We start from the raw sequence: 5,787 nt of genomic DNA on the forward strand, positions 1-5,787 counted from the left end.
CAAAGCAAAAAACCCCAGTCAGGATTCTGACTGGGGTTTTCTGGGCTGTAAGAGCCTGACGATGACCTACTTTCACACGGGAACCCGCACTATCATCGGCGCTGAGTCGTTTCACTGTCCTGTTCGGGATGGGAAGGAGTGGTACCAACTCGCTATGGTCATCAGGCATAAAGGGTTGTTTACCTGATCACATGATCAAGTAAACGAATTCATAGAGTTTGGAATCAGCGCGCAATTGTCTTGCGCTTGCTTGAATGTATTTTGAATGCGTCAACTTGGCATAACACCTTGATCTTGATGATCAAAGTTATAGGGTCAAGCCGCACGAGCAATTAGTATCAGTTAGCTTAACGCATTACTGCGCTTCCACACCTGACCTATCAACGTCCTGGTCTTGAACGACTCTTTAGGGGGCTCAAGGCCCCGGCAGATCTCATCTTGAAACGAGTTTCCCGCTTAGATGCTTTCAGCGGTTATCTCTTCCACACTTAGCTACTCGGCAATGCCACTGGCGTGACAACCGATACACCAGAGGTGTGTCCACTCCGGTCCTCTCGTACTAGGAGCAGGCTTCCTCAAATCTGCAGCGCCCACGGAAGATAGGGACCAAACTGTCTCACGACGTTTTAAACCCAGCTCACGTACCTCTTTAAATGGCGAACAGCCATACCCTTGGGACCGGCTACAGCCCCAGGATGAGATGAGCCGACATCGAGGTGCCAAACACCGCCGTCGATATGAACTCTTGGGCGGTATCAGCCTGTTATCCCCAGAGTACCTTTTATCCGTTGAGCGATGGCCCTTCCATACAGAACCACCGGATCACTATGTCCTGCTTTCGCATCTGCTCGACTTGTCAGTCTCGCAGTTAAGCACGCTTATGCCATTGCACTATCGTCACGATGTCCGACCGTAACTAGCGTACCTTCGAACTCCTCCGTTACGCTTTGGGAGGAGACCGCCCCAGTCAAACTGCCTACCATGCACTGTCCCCGATCCAGATAATGGACCTAGGTTAGAACCTCAAACACACCAGGGTGGTATTTCAACGTTGGCTCCACAAGATCTAGCGACCCTGCTTCAAAGCCTCCCACCTATCCTACACAGATCTGTTCAAAGTCCAATACAAAGCTACAGTAAAGGTTCATGGGGTCTTTCCGTCTTTCCGCGGGGAGATTGCATCATCACAAACATTTCAACTTCGCTGAGTCTCAGGAGGAGACAGTGTGGCCATCGTTACGCCATTCGTGCAGGTCGGAACTTACCCGACAAGGAATTTCGCTACCTTAGGACCGTTATAGTTACGGCCGCCGTTTACTGGGACTTCAATCAAGAGCTTGCACCCCATCATTTAATCTTCCAGCACCGGGCAGGCGTCACACCCTATACGTCCACTTTCGTGTTTGCAGAGTGCTGTGTTTTTAATAAACAGTCGCAGCCACCGATTTTTTGCAACCCATTCATGCTTCGTTGTTCACTACACACTAATAGGGCACACCTTCTTCCGAAGTTACGGTGTCAATTTGCCGAGTTCCTTCTCCTGAGTTCTCTCAAGCGCCTTAGAATACTCATCTCGCGCACCAGTGTCGGTTTGCGGTACGGTCGTATATAGCTGAAGCTTAGTGGCTTTTCCTGGAACCTCGTTCAGTCACTTCACGGACAAGTCCGCTCGATCGTTGGCCTCGGTATATGTGCACCGGATTTGCCTAATGCACGCCTACATCCAACTAAACCAGAATAATCCAATAACTGGATGACCTATTAAGATCCGTCCCCACATCGCACTATATAACGGTACAGGAATATTGACCTGTTTCCCATCAGCTACGCATCTCTGCCTCGCCTTAGGGGCCGACTCACTCTACGCCGATGAACGTTGCGTAGAAAACCTTGCGCTTACGGCGAGGGGGCTTTTCACCCCCTTTAACGCTACTCATGTCAGCATTCGCACTTCTGATACCTCCAGCACGCTTTACAACGCACCTTCACAGGCTTACAGAACGCTCTCCTACCACTTGCAATAAATTGCAAATCCGCAGCTTCGGTAACTGGCTTAGCCCCGTTACATCTTCCGCGCAGGACGACTCGATCAGTGAGCTATTACGCTTTCTTTAAATGATGGCTGCTTCTAAGCCAACATCCTGACTGTTTTAGCCTTCCCACTTCGTTTCCCACTTAGCCAATTTTAGGGACCTTAGCTGGCGGTCTGGGTTGTTTCCCTCTTGAGTCCGGACGTTAGCACCCGGTGCTCTGTCTCCCAAGCTGTACTCATCGGTATTCGGAGTTTGCCTTGGTTTGGTAAGTCGCCATGACCCCCTAGCCAAAACAGTGCTCTACCCCCGATGGTAATACTTGAGGCACTACCTAAATAGTTTTCGGAGAGAACCAGCTATTTCCAAGTTTGTTTAGCCTTTCACCCCTATCCACAGCTCATCCGCTAGTTTTGCAACACTAGTCGGTTCGGACCTCCAGTACCTGTTACGGCACCTTCATCCTGGCCATGGATAGATCACTTGGTTTCGGGTCTACACCCAGCGACTGATCGCCCTATTCGGACTCGATTTCTCTACGGCTTCCCTATTCGGTTAACCTTGCCACTGAATGTAAGTCGCTGACCCATTATACAAAAGGTACGCAGTCACCCCTTACGAGGCTCCTACTTTTTGTAAGCACGCGGTTTCAGGATCTATTTCACTCCCCTCCCGGGGTTCTTTTCGCCTTTCCCTCACGGTACTAGTTCACTATCGGTCAATGATGAGTATTTAGCCTTGGAGGATGGTCCCCCCATATTCAGACAGGATTTCTCGTGTCCCGCCCTACTTGTCGTTAGCTTAGTACCACACAGGTCATTTCACGTACGGGGCTATCACCCGCTATGGCCAGTCTTTCCAAACTGTTCCGTTATGTCTTGTGCTATCACTAACAGGCTCTTCCGATTTCGCTCGCCACTACTTTCGGAATCTCGGTTGATGTCTTTTCCTCGAGCTACTGAGATGTTTCAGTTCACCCGGTTCGCCTCGCATAGCTATGTATTCACTATGCGATACCTTTCGGTGGGTTTCCCCATTCGGAAATCTCCGGATCAAAGCTAATTTGCCAGCTCCCCGAAGCTTATCGCAGGCTATCACGTCCTTCGTCGCCTATCATTGCCAAGGCATCCACCACGTGCTCTTATTCACTTGACCCTATAACTTTGACGTCTCACTGGATTGCTCCGGCGAAACACAAAATCATTTCAAGGAATATGTCAGGTCTTTCACCTGACGCGTTATGCCGTTACATTCAAAATTCGATTTGACTCGAAATTGAAGTTTCTTTTGACGCAATCAAAAATTCTATGTTGCTGATGGCACGGTCTGCACTAAACCTTTACGAATGTGCAGTTTCCATCAGCAACGCTGATTCGACTCTATGAATTTTTAAAGAACAGCCGATTGATCAAGAGATCTCGATCAACAACAAAGAAGCCTCATGCTCACGCACAAAGCCGCTTTGGTGTTGAATTTAAGTATCGATTTATTGGTGGAGGATGACGGGATCGAACCGACGACCCCCTGCTTGCAAAGCAGGTGCTCTCCCAGCTGAGCTAATCCCCCAAAACTCTCACACGAGAAATCAGAAGATTTGGTGGGTCTAGTTGGGCTCGAACCAACGACCCCCGCCTTATCAAGACGGTGCTCTAACCAGCTGAGCTACAGACCCAATCGAGAATCAATGAAGATTTCGACTTCTTCCAACAACCGATAAGTGTGGGCGTTTAAATTAAATTGCTTGTTTCCAGAAAGGAGGTGATCCAGCCGCACCTTCCGATACGGCTACCTTGTTACGACTTCACCCCAGTCACGAACCCTGCCGTGGTAATCGCCCTCCTTGCGGTTAAGCTAACTACTTCTGGCAGAACCCGCTCCCATGGTGTGACGGGCGGTGTGTACAAGACCCGGGAACGTATTCACCGTGACATTCTGATCCACGATTACTAGCGATTCCGACTTCACGCAGTCGAGTTGCAGACTGCGATCCGGACTACGACTGGTTTTATGGGATTAGCTCCCCCTCGCGGGTTGGCAACCCTTTGTACCAGCCATTGTATGACGTGTGTAGCCCCACCTATAAGGGCCATGAGGACTTGACGTCATCCCCACCTTCCTCCGGTTTGTCACCGGCAGTCTCATTAGAGTGCCCAACTGAATGTAGCAACTAATGACAAGGGTTGCGCTCGTTGCGGGACTTAACCCAACATCTCACGACACGAGCTGACGACAGCCATGCAGCACCTGTGTTACGGTTCTCTTTCGAGCACTAAGCCATCTCTGGCGAATTCCGTACATGTCAAAGGTGGGTAAGGTTTTTCGCGTTGCATCGAATTAAACCACATCATCCACCGCTTGTGCGGGTCCCCGTCAATTCCTTTGAGTTTCAACCTTGCGGCCGTACTCCCCAGGCGGTCAACTTCACGCGTTAGCTTCGTTACTGAGTCAGTGAAGACCCAACAACCAGTTGACATCGTTTAGGGCGTGGACTACCAGGGTATCTAATCCTGTTTGCTCCCCACGCTTTCGTGCATGAGCGTCAGTACAGGTCCAGGGGATTGCCTTCGCCATCGGTGTTCCTCCGCATATCTACGCATTTCACTGCTACACGCGGAATTCCATCCCCCTCTACCGTACTCTAGCTATGCAGTCACAGATGCAGTTCCCAGGTTGAGCCCGGGGATTTCACAACTGTCTTACATAACCGCCTGCGCACGCTTTACGCCCAGTAATTCCGATTAACGCTTGCACCCTACGTATTACCGCGGCTGCTGGCACGTAGTTAGCCGGTGCTTATTCTTACGGTACCGTCATTAGCCCTCTTTATTAGAAAAGGCCGTTTCGTTCCGTACAAAAGCAGTTTACAACCCGAAGGCCTTCATCCTGCACGCGGCATGGCTGGATCAGGCTTTCGCCCATTGTCCAAAATTCCCCACTGCTGCCTCCCGTAGGAGTCTGGGCCGTGTCTCAGTCCCAGTGTGGCTGGTCGTCCTCTCAGACCAGCTACAGATCGAAGGCTTGGTGAGCCTTTACCTCACCAACTACCTAATCTGCCATCGGCCGCTCCATTCGCGCAAGGTCTTGCGATCCCCTGCTTTCATCCGTAGATCGTATGCGGTATTAGCACAGCTTTCGCTGCGTTATCCCCCACGATTGGGCACGTTCCGATGTATTACTCACCCGTTCGCCACTCGCCGCCAGGATTGCTCCCGCGCTGCCGTTCGACTTGCATGTGTAAGGCATGCCGCCAGCGTTCAATCTGAGCCAGGATCAAACTCTATAGTTCGATCTTGATTTTTGCGCCTGACCTCGCGGTCAAGCAAAACTCATAAAAAAAGAATTAAAGTGAACTTCACTTCTATCTCATGAGCGTTTTTAAGTCTTGCGACTTGTTCCGAAGAACTTACGCAATTACCTTCAAACGCCCACGCTTATCGGCTGTAAATTTTTAACGAACAACGAAGCAACTTTGCGTTTACTTCGTCTTGCTTGCTGTGATCAGCGAAGCCTTGTAGTCTATCACGGTTTTTAAAGAACCGTCAAACTTTTTTCGCTTTCAACATCTTCTTATTCGCACCCCGCAACCTTCGCTGCGAGACGCTGAAGCTGCTTCAGCGGAGCCTTCGATTATGCACTGTTTTTTGCAATCCAGTCAACTTCGAAGAAGCTTTTTTCAGCCAACTCATCAGCAACCACCCCTTCCAGGGCAACCACCGAACAACACATCACTGCGTTGTCAGCCGAGCCCACGAGTATA

2 tRNA genes and 3 rRNA genes are annotated in these 5,787 nt (G+C 50.2%); all 5 read right to left on the reverse strand.

Features of this window, described 5'->3' with window-relative positions:
- Nucleotides 1–53 precede the first annotated feature (53 nt).
- The 5 genes from rrf to NU688_RS33770 all read right to left on the reverse strand — a co-directional run bounded on the left by rrf (nt 54) and on the right by NU688_RS33770 (nt 5,316).
- Nucleotides 54–166: ribosomal RNA gene (gene rrf / locus NU688_RS33750) — 5S ribosomal RNA — on the reverse strand.
- Between the two features lie 145 nt (nt 167–311).
- Nucleotides 312–3,185: ribosomal RNA gene (locus NU688_RS33755) — 23S ribosomal RNA — on the reverse strand.
- A gap of 335 nt (nt 3,186–3,520) precedes the next feature.
- Nucleotides 3,521–3,596: transfer RNA gene (locus NU688_RS33760), tRNA-Ala, on the reverse strand.
- 29 nt (nt 3,597–3,625) lie between these two features.
- Nucleotides 3,626–3,702 (reverse strand) — tRNA-Ile (locus NU688_RS33765).
- A 79-nt stretch (nt 3,703–3,781) separates the two neighbouring features.
- Nucleotides 3,782–5,316: ribosomal RNA gene (locus NU688_RS33770) — 16S ribosomal RNA — on the reverse strand.
- The 16S, 23S and 5S rRNA genes sit together here with 2 tRNA genes alongside, the layout of an rRNA operon.
- Nucleotides 5,317–5,787: the final 471 nt, after the last annotated feature.

Origin of the sequence: Variovorax sp. ZS18.2.2 (assembly GCF_024701975.1) — a bacterium.
Lineage (GTDB): Bacteria > Pseudomonadota > Gammaproteobacteria > Burkholderiales > Burkholderiaceae_C > Variovorax.